This is a genomic window from Streptomyces sp. NBC_00247 (assembly GCF_036188265.1).
Lineage (GTDB): Bacteria > Actinomycetota > Actinomycetes > Streptomycetales > Streptomycetaceae > Streptomyces.
The window spans coordinates 6750648-6765022 of record NZ_CP108093.1 but is presented as its reverse complement, the minus strand read 5'-3'; the positions used below and the strand labels follow the sequence as shown (position 1 = coordinate 6765022).

The window sequence follows — 14375 nt, the reverse complement described above, 5'->3', positions numbered from 1 at the left end:
GCCACCTGAAACGTGAATGACACACTGCCGCCGCGATCACGGTTCGGCCGGCCGGCTGAGGACAGCCCACCACGCGCACCGGGGGAGGGAAGGCGCCGGCCGATACGGGCCGGCACCGGGTCCGAGTCTCCGGGACGGCACGGCGGTCAGCAGAACCAGCCGTTCTGGACCCAGCCCCGGCGGTTGATGTCGCCGTAGGCGAACCCGTGAACCCATGTTCCGCCGGCTTCCTCCACGAGGAAGGTCTGCCCCCGGTACAGGGTGCCCATCCAGGCCCCGTTGGGGGCCGTGACCCGGACGAAGAGGTCCTCGGCGCAGACGGTTTCGCGCTGCCCGGCGGTGCCGTTGGCAGCTGCGGCGGGACCTGTGGCCAGGGCCGCCACCGTGGCGGCAACGGCCAGGACGAGGGCTACGCGCTTACTGGTACGGGTCACAAGGTGCCCTCCGGGGGTGCGATTCGGGAACGTCACCATGATCCGTAACCGCCCAGGCACTCCTGCCTGACGAACCCCCAGTCGTTGGGCCCGAAGTCGAAGGTGGCCGCCCATCCGTTGTAGACGGGGTGGGCGCCACGCGTGTGTCCGACCTTGTCGCCCCGCGCGAGTACCCGCTTCAGACCCGCAGGCCCGGAGGCGCTGTCGTAGTTGGCGTAGAAGCTGGCGCTGTCGCAGACGATGACGGCGTGGTCCGGAACCGTCGGCTCGGCCTGCGCCGATCCGGCGGCGATCAGGGCGAGGGCGGCGGCCAGGGGCAGCACCAGACCCTGCAATCGCGTCGAGGCCATGACCATCATGATGGGCCGCCGCCGCCTTCGTGTCGAGAGGGCCCCGCGCCGCGGAAAGGGACGCGCGCGGCGCCCACGCCCTCGGACCGGGCGCACCGGAACGCACAGTTCACCCGCTCTTCATGACTCCACCGGCAGGGAGCGTCCCAGATGATTCTTGGCGTGAGCATGCTCTGGCCTGCACCGCCCCCGTACCACTCCCGACTTCCCCACCGGAGGCCCCCGTGCTCGGCAGATCCGTGTTCCGCCGCAGTCGCACCGCCCTCACCTGCGCCTTTGCCCTCACCGCCCTGGCTGCCGTCGGCCTGTGGACCGGCATCGGCGGGTCGTCGTCGGCGCAGGCCGCGGCCAGTGTGCCCACCCCCGACCACGTGATCGTGGTGGTCTTCGAGAACCACGGCTACAGCCAGGTCATCGGCTCGTCGAGCGCCCCGTACATCAACTCGCTGAAGACCGGCGGTGCCAACCTCACCGCCTCCTACGCCGAGACGCACCCCAGCCAGCCCAACTACTTCGCCCTGTTCTCCGGAGCCACCCAGGGCATCACGGACGACAGCTGCTACACCCCGGGCTTCTCCAGCCGGCCCAACCTCGCGTCCGAGCTGATCGCGGCGGGCAAGAGCTGGGCGAGTTACAACGAGACGCTGCCCAGCCAGGGTTCGACCACGTGCAGCAGCGGCAACTACGCCCGCAAGCACAACCCCTGGTTCGGCTTCAGCAACGTCCCCACCTCGTCCGCCTACACCTTCCAGCAGTTCCCCACCGACTACACGAAGCTGCCGCAGGTCTCCTTCGTCGTCCCGAACCTGTGCAGCGACATGCACGACTGCTCGGTGTCGAGCGGCGACACCTGGCTGAAGAACAACCTCGGCGCCTACGCGACCTGGGCCAAGACCCACAACAGCCTGCTCGTCGTCACCTTCGACGAGGACAACCGGCTCAGTGGCAACCGCATCCCGACGGTCCTCTACGGGCAGCGGGTGACCGCGGGCGCCACCTCCGCCACCACCTACAACCACTACGACCTCCTGCGCACGCTGGAGGACATGCACGGCCTCGGGCACGCGGGGAACGCCGCGACCGCCAAGGACATCACCGGAGTCTGGACCTCCTGACATGTACGTAGCGGACAGCCGCGCCACTCGTGCGGGGTCCGCCGAACGCGCCGCCGGGCCGGGCACACAGCCGGCCCGGCGGCGCGTGGCGGTCGCCCCCACCGTGCTGGCGCTCGGCACGGTCAGTCTGATCACCGACGTGTCCTCCGAGATGGTGACCGCGGTCCTGCCGCTCTACCTGGTGGCGGGTCTCGGCCTCAGCCCTCTCGGCTTCGGGCTGCTCGACGGTGTCTACAACGGCTTCTCCGCCCTGGTCCGGCTGGTCGGCGGTCACTTCGCCGACCGCGGAGGCGGGCGCCACAAGCACGTCGCCGTCTTCGGCTACGGCCTCTCGGCGCTCTGCAAACCCCTTCTCCTCATGGCCCACACCCTCACGCCCATCGGTCTCGTCCTGGCGGCCGACCGTACCGGCAAGGGGCTTCGCACCGCGCCGCGCGACGCGATGATCTCCCTGTCGTCGCCGCCGGAGGCCCGTGGCCGCGCCTTCGGCGTCCACCGCGCCATGGACACCGCGGGCGCCCTGCTCGGTCCGTTCGCCGCGTTCCTGATCCTGCGCGCCACCGTCGACGGCTACGACGCGGTGTTCACCGTGAGCTTCTGCGTGGCGGCTGTGGGCGTGCTGGTACTGGTGCTGTTCGTACCCGCGAAGAGCACCGCCCCGCTTGCCTCCTCCGGTCCGGGCACCCCGCGTGTCGTGAAGCCGGCCGAGCACCCCGGCACCGCCGCCCCCCGGCCCACCCTGCGCGCGGCCTTCGCGCTGCTCCGGCACCGCGCGATCCGGCGGATCGCCGTCTGCGCGCTGCTGCTGGGTCTCGCGACGGTGAGCGACTCGTTCGTCTACCTGCTGCTCCAGCACCGTCTCGGGGTGCCCGACCGCTGGTTCGCCCTGATGCCGGTCGGGACCGCCGCCGCGTTCCTGCTGCTCGCCCTGCCCCTGGGCCGGCTCGCGGACCGGGTCGGTCCCTGGCGGGTCTTCCTCGCCGGGCACGTCGCACTGCTGGGCGCGTACGGTCTGCTGCTCTCCTCGTGGCACGGGGCGGCGCTCCCGTACCTGGTGCTCGTCCTGCACGGCGCCTTCTACGCGGCCACGGACGGGGTCCTGATGGCGGCGGCCTCGCAGAGCGTGCCGGAGGAACTGCGCTCCTCCGGTCTCGCACTGATCCAGACCGGGCAGGCCTTCGCCCGGTTCATCTGCTCGCTGGCCTTCGGCGCGGCCTGGACCGCGTGGGGCGACCGCACGGCCCTGCTCGCGGCGGCGGCCGCACTCGCCGTGTGCGCCGCGTTCGCACTCCGCACCGGCCCGACCGTGAAGGTTCCCGCATGACGCGCCCACGCTCCCGGCTCCTCGTCCTCCTCTGCGCCGTCACCGTGCTCGCGGTCGTCGCCACCGCCTCCGTGCTGCACGCCGCGGCCAGGTCCGACCGGCTCGACGTGGCGAAGCCCGGCGGGCCGGTCGTCACCACCGGGCGGATCACGCTCGCGGACCAGCACCGGATGATCTTCCGGAACATGGCCTGGGGCCCGCACCGCGACGAGCTGACGACCGTACCAGTCACGGCGCCCACCGGGGCGCGCACCGCCTCGGGCGTCAAGTGCCTGCGTTTCTACGCGGCTTCGGGTACCGGAGTCTGCCTCCAGGCGGTGCACGGGGCGCTCCAGGACACCTACCGGGCCACGATCCTCGACCGGAGCCTGAAGGAGAAGGCGCACTACCCGATCCCCGGCATCCCCTCCCGCGCCCGTGTCTCCCCCAGCGGCCGGCTGGCCGCCTGGACGGTCTTCGTGGGCGGCGACAGCTACGCGGGCACGAACTTCTCCACCCGCGCCGCGATCCTCGACACCCGCACCGGCAAGCTCGTCCCGAGTCTGGAGGACTTCGCGATACGCAAGGACGGCCGCCCCTACCGCGCCGCGGACGTCAACTTCTGGGGCGTCACCTTCGCTTCGGACGACCGGCACTTCTACGCGACCCTCGCCACGAAGGGCCGGACCTACCTGATCCGCGGTGACCTGGAGGACCGTACGCTCACCACTCTCCGGACCAACGTGGAGTGCCCCTCGCTCTCCCCGGACGGCACCCGCATCGCCTACAAGAGCCGCGACGAGGGCCTGCCCGCCGACGCCCCCTGGCGCCTGCACGTCCTGGACCTGGGCACACTCGCCGACCACCCGCTCGCCGAGACCCGCAGCGTGGACGACCAGGCGGTCTGGAAGGACGACACCACCGTCACCTACGCTCTGCCGGGCGACTTCGGCGCCGACCTCTACGAGGTCCCGGCCGACGGCTCCGGCCGCCCGCACCCGGTGATGACCGCGGCGGTGTCCCCGGCGTACCTGTGACCGACGGTCCACGGCGGCCGGCCGGGGGCCTCGGCCCCCCGCCGCCGTCACCGGGCGCGGCAACCGATGCGACGTGGGACCACGCACGGGACGGGAACGGCCCCGCATCGAGGCCTGGGCGCCGGCCGCAGAGTTGCCGGCACCGGACCATCCGGAGCACGCGGTCGCGCTGCTGAACGAACTCGAAGAGCAGGCCGAGACGCTCGCCTGCGAGGGCCCGGCCGAAGCGGCCGCCGACCGCGCAGACCGCCTCCACGACCGCGCTTCGGCGCTCGCGGCGGAGGTCTGGGAGAACGCGCCGACACTGGAGAACGTCTCGGTGGTCGCCGCCGCTGACCTCTCCGGTCTCGAACGCTCGCCACGAGGGTGGGGTGTCCCGGCGACCGTCACCGACCGCGGGAGGCGACGGCGCGGCGCAGAGGGTCACGCCGCGCCCGGAGGCGGTGACCCGTGGGACGCTCAGGCGGTACGTGCCGGAACTCCGGCACGGTGGACGGCACCGCTGCCTCCCCCGGCTCGCGCGATGTCGCCGGCACCGTGCCGAACCGGCCGTACCGGCCGTCCTCGTCGAGATCGACCTGCGAAGGAATCCACCATGGACCTGGGCCTGTCCCACCGCATCGCGATCGTCACCGGTGCGAGCCGTGGCATCGGACTCGCCGTCACCCGGGCTCTCGTCCGCGAAGGCGCGACCGTGGTCACGGGGGCGCGGAAGAACACCCCTGAACTCGAAGCGCTGGCCGGTACCGGACGCGTCCTCGCCGTCGAGGTCGATCTGAGCGGTCCGACCGGCCCCCGCTCTCTCGTCGACGCAGCGGTCTCCGCGTACGGCGGCGTGGACGTCCTCGTCAACAACGTCGGCGCGGTGCGCCCACGCGTGGACGGCTTCCTGACGGTGACCGACGAGGAGTGGGAGGCCGCGTGGACCATCAACTTCCTGGCGGCCGTCCGTGCCACCCGGGCCGCGCTCCCCCACATGGCCGGAAGGACCGGAGCCGGCGTGGTCACGATCAGCTCGGTCAACGCCTTCCTCCCCGATCCGCTGGTGATCGACTACGGCACCGCGAAGGCGGCGCTGTCCAACTTCTGCAAGGCGGTGTCCAAGGAGTTCGGGCCGCAGGGCATCCGCGTCAACACGGTCAGCCCCGGACCCGTCAGCACCGCGCTGTGGCTGGGGGACGACGGTGTCGCCGCCTCGGTTTCCGCGGCGACGGGTGGCAGCCCCGAATCCGTGGCGGAGCAAGCCGCGGGCGGTTCGGTGACCGGTCGCTTCACCCGTCCCGAAGAGATCGCCGACCTCGTCGCTTTTCTGGCGAGCGACCGGAGCGGGAACATCACCGGGGCCGACTTCGTCGTCGACGGCGGCCTGGTCACCACCCTGTAGTCGCCCTCCCCTCCTTGCATGGGCACACGGCACCGCTCACGGCTGCGGGGATACGCGGGTGGCGCGGCGGTCCGTACGACCGCCGCGCCACCGCGCACCTCTCCTGACGTCACCCGCTCACGGTCGGCCCGGTGGTGGCCACCAGGCCCCACCACCGCCGCCGCGCACCGGCGTCAGGCTCCGACGACCCCGTTGGAGTACGACTTCATGAAGTACGTCCCGAAGCCGTTCTGGACCGGGTCGCCCGCATTGTCGATGCAGTGCAGGATGCCGCCGCCGGCCGCGTCGTTGAGGCAGACCGTCATCAGGTCGGTGAAGACGACGCCGGGGGTGTTCGGGACCTCGTAGGCGGCGTCGGTGTAGATGTTCGCGCCGAGGTTGAAGAAGCAGTAGCTGCCCAGGCCCCAGGCGTGGTGCTCGCGCACGTTGTCGCCGACCTTGTACGCGGCGTACCCGAGGGCGGAGCCGTGCCGCCAGGCCGACTGCGTGGGCACGTCGTACGGGTGCTCGTTCTGGAAGAAGTAGGTGCGGCCGTGTTCGCCCTGCCACACCACCTCGTACTTCTGGTAGTGCTCGACGAAGAGCCCGTACACGGTGACGTGGTCGCCGTTCACCACGATGCCGGTGTCGGCGGGGTTGACCGTCCAGCCGACGGTGCCGTCGAGACCGTGGTCGGCGCGCCAGAGCCAGAGGTGGTCGCAGATCACGTCGTTGCTGTCGACCTGGACACTGATGCCCGCGCCGCCGGCGATCGCGCCGCCGATGCGGGCGACGATGTCGAAGAGCACGGTCGGGTCGCCCTTGTGCCGCAGCCGGCTCCGGCCCTTGCCGACGCGTACCAGCACCGGGGTGTGCTTGGAGGCCGCCTCGACCAGCAGCCCGGCGAGGGTGACACCGGCGACGTCGGCGACGTCGATCACGGTGTTGCCGCGGGTGGAGCGCAGGGTGGTCAGGCCGAGGCCGAGCACCACGGTGCCGGCCCGGTTGACCCGCAGCGGCGCGGAGATGTCGTAGATGCCCGGCGTGAACAGGAGGTGCTTGCCGTGGGCGAGGGCCTGGTTGATCTCGGCGGCCGAGTCGCCCGGCTGGGCCACGTGGAACCGCGACAGCGGGATGCTGTGCCCCCGGGCCTGCCCGTGTTCCCAGGTCGTGCCGGTGCTGTTGGAGCGCAGCGCGGGCACGAAGACCTGGTAGGAGCCGTGGCGGTCCACGGTGAGGAACGGCTTCTCCCGTACCACGGGGGTGCGGTCGACGGTGGTCATCGGCGGGGCCGGGAAGGACTGGGCGGGGGCGCCCTCGGTACCGACGAACACCATGTTCCAGTTGGAGCCGGTCCAGCTGCCGAAGGTGTCGTTGCGCGACAGCCACTGCTGCTGGGAGCCGGAATCGACCTGCCCGTCCACCTTGCTGTCGACCAGGAAGCCGCCGCTGGACCACTGGTTGCCGGGCGGGCTCGGCATCAGGGTCATGTTCCCCTTGATGTGAACGCGGCGCATCGGGGCCGCCTGGGAAACCGCCCAGCGCTCCAGCCCGTCCGGCGGCACGATGGTCAGGTTCTCCGCGGCCCGCCAGAAGTTCTGGGTGCCGTTCCCGTCGAACCACTGGGCGTCGACGGTGACATGACCGTTGATCACTACATCGGAAGGGCTCGCGCCGAGACCGAGGACGTGCGTGTAGAAACCGACGTTGATGTCGACGGTGTAGGTGCCCGGCTTGAATGCCAGGGCGAAGCGCTCGTCGCCGAACTGGTTGGACTCCTGGACGGCGAACACGGCGTCGACCTTGGCCTGGATCGAGGCGTCGCTCATGGACGGATCGAAGACCAGGACGTTCGGGCCGAGCGCGGAGGTGGCGTGGCCGGTCCGGTGCTCATCAGAAGCGTGGCCGGCCCCGTGCTCGCCGGAGGCCGCGGCCGACGCGAACGCCGGTCCTGAACTGACTCCGCTGATCAGCGGCACCGAGGCAGCGGCAGCGGCTGCCCCGCGCAGCACACTACGGCGAGAGGGAATCATGGACACGGCTCTCCCTGCATGGCGTGAATGGACGGGGCCGTCACCGGGCCCCCGATCTCTGAGAGCGCTCTCTCAGCCACGAAGTGAATCACCGCGGATGTGGAGCGTCAATGCGCGTGCAGCAAGGGGGATTTGAAGGCCCGCGCACCTACCGGACGAAGCCATGAGAAGCGCACGATTCCACCCATGGCCCCTCGGCCCGAGGAACGGTAGCGAAGCATGCCCGGGCCGCCGAATCCGGCTCCCGGGTGCTGAACCGGGCACCGTGCGGTCCGTCCTGAGCACGCGTCACCGCGGGACCACCCGCGCGCGAGCCGTGGGCCGGGCGCAGCAGACGGTCCGAAGCGGACTTACCGGGGCCTGGAGGACGGCTCTTTCCGCGGCGGCGGACAATGAGCCCTCAAGGAGACTCCGGCAGCCGAGGCCGGAGCGGAACCAGGGCACGGGCGGCGGATCGTTCCGGGGCCGCGGCGGACGGGTGGTACGACGACCGCGCCGCGGCCACCACCCGGCTCCGGTACGGAACGGTCCGCCGGACGGAACCTCAGGAGGGGAAGCATGACCGAGACGAGCGACACCCGATCCGCCGCCGGTGAAGCGGCGAAAGCACCACCGAGTGGACTGGGGCGACTGATGCGCTGGGTCCCCCTGACCGCTCCCGTGCTGCTGTGGGCGGTGCCGTGCTGGGTTCTCCTGCACGCCGGGCAGCACTGGCCGCCCCCCGTCACGTCCATCGGCACCGCGCTGTTCCTCCTCGGCCTGGCCGGTATGCCGCTCGCGATGGTGCGCGGCCACGGCCGGCGCCAGCGGGACCGGGCGGCGATCGTCGGGGACACGCTGCTGGGCGGCATCTGGGTCCTGTTCACCTGGTCGGTTCTGCTCGGCGTCCTGCTGCGGCTCGCCCTGGCAGTGGCCGGGGTCGGTGACGGACAGGACCGGGCGCGCACCGTCACCTGGGCCGTCCTCGGAACAGCCGCCGTGCTGCTCGCCTGGGGGTACGCCGAGGCCCGGCGCGTGCCCCGCGTACGCCGACTCGACGTGCGGCTCCCCCGCCTGGGGGCCGGGCTGGACGGAACCCGCGTCGCCCTGATCACCGACACCCACTACGGCCCCCTCGACCGCGCCCGCTGGTCCGAGCGGGTGTGCGAGACGGTGAACACTCTGGAAGCCGACCTGGTCTGCCACACCGGCGACATCGCGGACGGCACGGCCGAACGCCGTCGCGCCCAGGCCGCCCCGCTCGGCACCGTGCGGGCGACTCGGGCCCGCGTCTACGTCACCGGCAACCACGAGTACTACAGCGAGGCCCAGGGCTGGGTCGACCTGATGGACGAACTCGGCTGGGAGCCGCTGCGCAACCGCCATCTGCTGCTCGAACGCGGCGGCGACACCCTCGTGGTCGCCGGCGTCGACGACGTCACCGCCGAGTCCTCCGGACTGGCGGGGCACGGGGCCCACCTCGCCGGAGCCCTCCAGGGCGCCGACCCCGAGCTCCCCGTCCTCCTCCTCGCCCACCAGCCCAAGTTCATCGACCGGGCGGCGGCCCACGGCGTCGACCTCCAGCTCTCCGGCCACACCCACGGCGGCCAGATATGGCCCTTCCACCACCTGGTCCGCCTCGACCAGCCGGCCCTCGCCGGACTCAGCCGGCACGGGTCCCGGACCCTCCTCTACACGAGTCGCGGCACCGGTTTCTGGGGCCCGCCCTTCCGCGTCTTCGCACCCAGCGAGATCACCCTTCTCGTGCTCCGTTCCCCGCGGTAGGACGTGCTCCTGCCGGCGCTCCCGGGCGTCCTCGGCGCGGGCACCCGGGAGCATGGGCCGGTGGGAGGTATCCGTGCGCTTCGTGACCCTTTGCCGATGGAGACCTTCCGGGTACGGGACCGGCACACCGCCGAACCGTGGGGCGTATCCCCGCCCGACCGCCCGGGACGCCGAGTTCGGCGTTCAGCCTCCGGCCCCCCTCCGGCACACCGAGTCACCGGCCGGCTTCGTCGTTCGGCGGACAGCGGATCGGCCACGGGCCGGTCAGGTGCGGGGTGACCTCGGTCCAGTGGTTCCGCCGGGCGCGCGGAACCCGTCGCGGTCAGACGCAGGCCGGGCACAGGCCGCGGTAGGTGACCTCCACCGAGCCGACGGCGAACCCGAACCGTTCGGCCTCGGGCAGGTCGCCGAGGGCGTCGCCGACCGGGTGGACGTCGCGGACCGTGCCGCAGCCGGAACACACCAGGTGCTGGTGGGGGCGGTGCGCGTTCGGGTCGTAGCGCTTGGCCCGGCCGACGGTCGAGACTTCCAGCACCTCGCCGAGCGCGACGAGTTCCCCCAGCGTGTTGTAGACGGTCGCACGGGAGATCTCGGGCAGTCGCGCGGCGGCCCGCAGATGCACCTCGTCCGCCGTAAGGTGCACGTGATCGCCGTCGAGGACCTCCGCGACGACACGCCGCTGCGAGGTCAACCGCCAGTCACGGTTCCGCAGCCGCTGAAGGAGGTCGCTCATCCGGTCTCACCCGCTCCGCTCCGCGGGGAACGAGCCACCCGGAAAGAATCCGACGACACCACGCCCCGAACGATGTGATTCTAAGGCACTTCTTGACTTGGACGAAGTCCATCGTAGGATCTGTTCCGGCGACATCCAAGAGACAGGAAGACTCCGGTACGGCAGCAGAGACACGTGACGGGACACCGCCGGCCGAGCATCGGACGCCGGCCGCGCGCCCCCGTCGTCGCACCGCCAGGGACCGTCGGGTCCGGTGGCCCGTGAGGCGATCGGGCCACCCGCGACGAGACTCCGGCACCCGGAGTGCCCCTTCTGCACCGTCCGAATCCTCCTCCCCCGTTCAGCGCCCCACGACCCACCGGGTCCGGAAGGACTTCCCATGACCGAGAACCCCGAGTCGCACGTCTTCGACCCCGTCGTTCCGGACTCGCCCGAGACGGCCATTCCCGAGGTGCCCGAGGCTCAGGCAGCCGGCTGCCCCGTGGCCCACGGCCGCGCGCCGCACCCCACTCAGGGCGGCGGAAACCGCCAGTGGTGGCCGGACCGCCTCAACCTGAAGATCCTCGCCAAGAACCCCGCCGTGGCGAACCCGCTCGGCGCGGACTTCGACTACGCGGCCGCGTTCGGCGGACTCGACCTGCCCGCGGTGAAGCGGGACATCGCCGAGGTGCTCACCACTTCGCAGGACTGGTGGCCGGCCGACTTCGGCAACTACGGGCCGCTGATGATCCGGATGGCCTGGCACAGCGCCGGCACGTACCGCATCAGCGACGGCCGCGGTGGCGCGGGCGCCGGTCAGCAGCGCTTCGCCCCGCTGAACAGCTGGCCGGACAACGGCAACCTGGACAAGGCCCGCCGACTGCTGTGGCCGGTCAAGAGGAAGTACGGCCAGGCGCTGTCCTGGGCCGACCTGCTGATCCTCACCGGCAACGTCGCCCTGGAGACCATGGGCTTCAAGACCTTCGGCTTCGCCGGTGGCCGCGAGGACGTCTGGGAGTCGGAGGAGGACGTCTACTGGGGCCCGGAGACCACCTGGCTCGACGACGAGCGCTACACCGGCGACCGCGAGCTGGAGAACCCGCTCGGCGCGGTCCAGATGGGCCTGATCTACGTCAACCCCGAGGGCCCCAACGGCAACCCGGACCCGATCGCGGCCGCCCGCGACATCCGCGAGACCTTCCGCCGGATGGCGATGAACGACGAGGAGACGGTCGCCCTCATCGCCGGTGGTCACACCTTCGGCAAGACGCACGGCGCGGGTCCGGCCGAGAACGTCGGCGCGGACCCCGAGGGCGCTCCGCTGGAGGAGCAGGGCCTCGGCTGGCGCAGCACCTACCAGACGGGCAAGGGCGGGGACGCCATCACCAGCGGTCTGGAGGTGACCTGGACCAGCACCCCGACGCAGTGGGGCAACGAGTTCTTCCACAACCTCTTCGCGTACGAATACGAGCTGACCAAGTCCCCGGCCGGCGCGCACCAGTGGATCGCCAAGGACGCCGAGGCGACCGTCCCGTACGCGCACGACGCGTCGAAGAAGCAGAAGCCGCAGATGCTCACCACCGACCTGTCGCTGCGCTTCGACCCGGCCTACGAGCCGATCTCGCGCCGCTTCCACGAGAACCCGGAGGAGTTCGCGGACGCCTTCGCGCGCGCCTGGTACAAGCTGACGCACCGCGACATGGGCCCGATCCAGCGCTACCTGGGTCCCGAGGTGCCCTCCGAGGTGCTGCTGTGGCAGGACCCGCTGCCCGCCCGCACGGGCGAGCCGCTGGACGCCTCGGAGATCGCCTCGCTCAAGGAGCAGCTTCTCGCCACGGACCTGACGGTGTCGCAGCTGGTCTCGGCCGCCTGGGCCTCGGCCTCGTCCTTCCGCGGCAGCGACAAGCGCGGCGGCGCCAACGGTGCCCGGGTCCGTCTGGAGCCCCAGCGCGGCTGGGAGGCGAACGACCCGGACGAGCTGGCCCAGGTCCTGCGCGTGCTGGAAGGCGTTCAGCAGGCCTTCGACGCCAAGGGCGGCAAGCAGGTCTCGCTGGCCGACCTGATCGTCCTGGCCGGCGGCGCCGCCGTCGAGCAGGCGGCCAAGGACGCCGGCGTCGAGGTCGAGGTGCCGTTCACCGCGGGCCGGGTCGACGCCACGCAGGACCAGACGGACGTCGAGTCCTTCGCCGCGCTGGAGCCCGCGCACGACGGCTTCCGCAACTACACCGGCAAGGGCAGCCGCCTGCCCGCCGAGTACCTGCTCCTCGACCGCGCCAACCTGCTGACGCTGAGCGCCCCGGAGACCACGGTCCTGGTCGGCGGTCTGCGCGTGCTCGGCGCCAACACCGGCGGCTCGAAGCACGGTGTCCTCACCGACCGGCCGGGCACGCTGACCAACGACTTCTTCGTGAACCTGCTCGACCTGGGCATCACCTGGAAGTCGACGTCGTCGGCGCAGGACGAGTTCGAGGCCCGCGACGCGTCCGGCCGGGTCAAGTGGACCGGTACGCGCGTCGACCTGGTGTTCGGCTCCAACTCCGAACTCCGGGCCCTCGCCGAGGTCTACGCCGGCGACGACGCGAAGGAGAAGTTCGTGAAGGACTTCGTCGCCGCCTGGACCAAGGTCATGGACCTCGACCGGTTCGACCTGAACTGACCCTGCCCCATCACGATCGCTCCCTCAGCGGCCGGCGCACCCCGGTCGCGGCTGTGGGGCCGGTGCGCACGTGCGCACCGGCCCCACAGCCATTTCACCGTGACGCGGCACCGACCCGACTGGCTCGAGAGCCGAGGTGACGGCCGCGACGGCGACGGCGGGACGTCAGATGGCCGGACGTCAGACGGCGGGACGTCAGGTGGCCGGACGTCAGGTGGCCGGACGTCAGGTGGCGGGACTCCAGATGGCGGCTCCTCCGCCCACGCGTGACGGCTCTTCGAACCGATCGGACGCTGAACCGACCGGACGCTGAACCCGTGGATCCCCGGCGATCGACGGAGAGTCCGGCCCTTGACCTCAAGCGCACTCGATGTCAGAGACTCGGGCACCGCCGCCGGAACCCGGTGGGCCCGAGCGAATGGAGAACGCCATGCGTGTGGCACAGGTGGTCGGGTTCGGAGGCCCGGAGGTACTGGTCGCGGCGGAGGCCGTCGACCCGGTGGCGGGGCCGGGGCAGGTGCTGGTCGCCGTGGCCGCCGTGGACACGATCTTCGTGGAGACTCAGGTGCGGGCCGGCTGGGGCAGGAAGTTCTTCCCGGTCACCCCTCCGTACGTTCCCGGGGGCGGTATCGCCGGGACGGTACGCGCGGTCGGCGAGGGAGTGGAACCGGCTTGGGCAGGACGCCGTGTCGTTGCCTCCATCGGGTACACCGGAGCCTACGCGGAACTGGCCGTGGCTCCGGTGGAGGCTCTGGCCGTCGTCCCCGACGAGGTCTCCTTCGTGGACGCCGCCGCCTTGGCGCACGACGGGGCGACAGCGGCCGAACTGCTGGACGTCACGGCCGTCCGGCCGGGTGAGCAGGTTCTGATCGTGGGGGCGTCGGGCGGCATGGGAACACTCCTCGTGCAGCTGGCCGGAGCTGCCGGGGCCCGGGTAGTCGGCCTGGCCCGCGGGCAGCGGAAAATGGACCTGGTAACGGAGTTGGGAGCGGATGCGGTCATCGACCCGACCGGCGCGGACTGGGTGGACCGCGCGCGGGAGGCGCTCGGCGACGCGGGCGCGGACGTCGTCCTGGACGGGGTGGGCGGCGAGGTCGGACTGGCCGCGTTCTCCCTGGTCGCGAACGGCGGCCGGTTCTCCGCCCACGGCGCCCCGACAGGGGGATTCGCGCCGGTGAACCCCTCGGAAGCGACGGCCCGCGGCGTCCGGCTGCTCGGTATCGGAGACATCCGGCTGACCGCCTCGGCTCACGCCGCACTCCTCACGCGCGTTCTCGACGCGGCCGCGAAGAAGGTTCTGAAGACGGTGGTCGGAGCCACCTTCCCCCTTGCGCACGCGGCTTCGGCGCACGAGGCGATCGAGTCCCGAGCGCTGCTGGGCAAAGCGGTGATCACCGTCCGACCCGAATGCGGACACCGTCGGGAGGGGGCGGCCGGCCGCGAACGCACTGGCCCGGACCCGGCGCGTTTCCGGCTGTCAGCCCGCGATGCCGAATCCACCGGGACATGAGAGCCATCCCGTCGGGCAGCGGCCGACGGACTTGCGGGAGGCCGATGGCCTCCCGGCTCACGGGATCGTTCGAGTGGTCCGGCACCGATCGGCTTCAG

General features: G+C 71.7%; 11 protein-coding genes. 7 read left to right on the top strand and 4 right to left on the bottom strand.

Annotation, left to right across the window (positions count from 1 at the left end; genetic code table 11):
* Positions 1-146: 146 nt before the first annotated feature.
* Together OHT52_RS29015 and OHT52_RS29010 are read right to left on the bottom strand one after the other, a co-directional pair.
* Positions 147-434: a hypothetical protein gene (locus OHT52_RS29015; RefSeq protein ID WP_328723138.1), complete on the bottom strand. Its 288-nt coding sequence runs from the start codon at positions 432-434 to the stop codon at positions 147-149.
* Positions 435-466: 32 nt separating this feature from the next.
* Positions 467-784 carry a hypothetical protein gene (locus tag OHT52_RS29010; protein ID WP_328723137.1) on the bottom strand — a complete coding sequence of 106 codons (318 nt, stop codon included), beginning with the start codon at positions 782-784 and terminating at the stop codon, positions 467-469.
* 224 nt (positions 785-1008) lie between these two features.
* On the opposite strand from OHT52_RS29010, the gene OHT52_RS29005 reads away from it, so the two are divergent.
* From OHT52_RS29005 to OHT52_RS28990, 4 genes are all read left to right on the top strand, one after another.
* Positions 1009-1899, top strand: coding sequence for an alkaline phosphatase family protein (locus tag OHT52_RS29005; protein WP_328723136.1), 891 nt, complete (start codon positions 1009-1011; stop codon positions 1897-1899).
* Position 1900: 1 nt separating this feature from the next.
* Entirely contained in the window at positions 1901-3223 is a 1323-nt protein-coding gene (locus OHT52_RS29000) for an MFS transporter (protein ID WP_328723135.1), read from the top strand.
* Positions 3220-4239 (top strand): TolB family protein, encoded by a 1020-nt coding sequence (locus OHT52_RS28995; RefSeq protein ID WP_328723134.1) that lies wholly within the window; start codon positions 3220-3222, stop codon positions 4237-4239. The genes OHT52_RS29000 and OHT52_RS28995 overlap by 4 nt, the downstream gene beginning before the upstream one ends.
* A gap of 595 nt (positions 4240-4834) precedes the next feature.
* The gene (locus tag OHT52_RS28990) at positions 4835-5623 is read left to right on the top strand and encodes an SDR family NAD(P)-dependent oxidoreductase (protein ID WP_328723133.1); all 789 of its coding nucleotides are present in this window, start codon (positions 4835-4837) and stop codon (positions 5621-5623) included.
* 173 nt (positions 5624-5796) lie between these two features.
* On the opposite strand, the gene OHT52_RS28985 is transcribed toward OHT52_RS28990, so the two are convergent.
* Entirely contained in the window at positions 5797-7635 is a 1839-nt protein-coding gene (locus tag OHT52_RS28985; protein WP_328723132.1) for an adenylyl cyclase, read from the bottom strand.
* A 558-nt stretch (positions 7636-8193) separates the two neighbouring features.
* Here OHT52_RS28985 and OHT52_RS28980 point away from each other — a divergent pair.
* Positions 8194-9399 carry a metallophosphoesterase gene (locus OHT52_RS28980; RefSeq protein ID WP_328723131.1) on the top strand — a complete coding sequence of 402 codons (1206 nt, stop codon included), beginning with the start codon at positions 8194-8196 and terminating at the stop codon, positions 9397-9399.
* A gap of 322 nt (positions 9400-9721) precedes the next feature.
* Here the strand turns inward: OHT52_RS28980 and OHT52_RS28975 are convergent, their stop codons facing one another.
* Positions 9722-10132, bottom strand: coding sequence for a Fur family transcriptional regulator (locus tag OHT52_RS28975; protein ID WP_328723130.1), 411 nt, complete (start codon positions 10130-10132; stop codon positions 9722-9724).
* A 379-nt stretch (positions 10133-10511) separates the two neighbouring features.
* Here OHT52_RS28975 and katG point away from each other — a divergent pair, with 379 nt between their 5' ends.
* Complete coding sequence (gene katG, locus OHT52_RS28970) at positions 10512-12767, top strand: catalase/peroxidase HPI (protein WP_328723129.1); 2256 nt, start codon at positions 10512-10514, stop codon at positions 12765-12767.
* 430 nt (positions 12768-13197) lie between these two features.
* Positions 13198-14277 (top strand): zinc-binding dehydrogenase, encoded by a 1080-nt coding sequence (locus OHT52_RS28965; protein ID WP_328723128.1) that lies wholly within the window; start codon positions 13198-13200, stop codon positions 14275-14277.
* Positions 14278-14375 lie beyond the last annotated feature (98 nt).

Coding starts and splice junctions, on each gene's coding strand:
- OHT52_RS28985 (WP_328723132.1), bottom strand. CDS start 7,635: ATGATTCCCTCTCGCCGTAGTGTGCTGCGCGGGGCAGCCGCTGCCGCT.
- OHT52_RS28975 (WP_328723130.1), bottom strand. CDS start 10,132: ATGAGCGACCTCCTTCAGCGGCTGCGGAACCGTGACTGGCGGTTGACC.
- OHT52_RS29010 (WP_328723137.1), bottom strand. CDS start 784: ATGGCCTCGACGCGATTGCAGGGTCTGGTGCTGCCCCTGGCCGCCGCC.
- OHT52_RS28990 (WP_328723133.1), top strand. CDS start 4,835: ATGGACCTGGGCCTGTCCCACCGCATCGCGATCGTCACCGGTGCGAGC.
- OHT52_RS28995 (WP_328723134.1), top strand. CDS start 3,220: ATGACGCGCCCACGCTCCCGGCTCCTCGTCCTCCTCTGCGCCGTCACC.
- OHT52_RS28965 (WP_328723128.1), top strand. CDS start 13,198: ATGCGTGTGGCACAGGTGGTCGGGTTCGGAGGCCCGGAGGTACTGGTC.
- OHT52_RS29000 (WP_328723135.1), top strand. CDS start 1,901: ATGTACGTAGCGGACAGCCGCGCCACTCGTGCGGGGTCCGCCGAACGC.
- OHT52_RS28980 (WP_328723131.1), top strand. CDS start 8,194: ATGACCGAGACGAGCGACACCCGATCCGCCGCCGGTGAAGCGGCGAAA.
- katG (WP_328723129.1), top strand. CDS start 10,512: ATGACCGAGAACCCCGAGTCGCACGTCTTCGACCCCGTCGTTCCGGAC.